This is a genomic window from Citrobacter sp. CK189, from assembly GCF_030333505.1.
In the GTDB taxonomy this organism is placed as follows: Bacteria; Pseudomonadota; Gammaproteobacteria; order Enterobacterales; family Enterobacteriaceae; genus Citrobacter_B; species Citrobacter_B koseri.
In genome coordinates this window covers 1-221 of the sequence record NZ_JAOWFV010000001.1, presented here as the reverse complement: position 1 = coordinate 221, position 221 = coordinate 1, and the positions used below count along the sequence as shown (strand labels likewise).

Here is a 221-nt window from a genome sequence, read left to right as displayed (position 1 = left end):
ACTGGGGTGAAGTCGTAACAAGGTAACCGTAGGGGAACCTGCGGTTGGATCACCTCCTTACCTTAAAGAACCTGCCTTTGCAGTGCCCACACAGATTGTCTGATGAAAAGAAAGAAGCAAGGCGTCTTGCGATTGAGACTTCAGTGTCCCCTTCGTCTAGAGGCCCAGGACACCGCCCTTTCACGGCGGTAACAGGGGTTCGAATCCCCTAGGGGACGCCA

Annotated in this window: 1 tRNA gene and 1 rRNA gene; both read left to right on the top strand. The window is 54.3% G+C overall.

From position 1 onward, the window contains the following. Positions 1–60: ribosomal RNA gene (locus tag OGV83_RS00010) — 16S ribosomal RNA — on the top strand; the annotation flags it as partial. A gap of 85 nt (positions 61–145) precedes the next feature. Then, positions 146–221, top strand: a tRNA-Glu gene (locus tag OGV83_RS00005).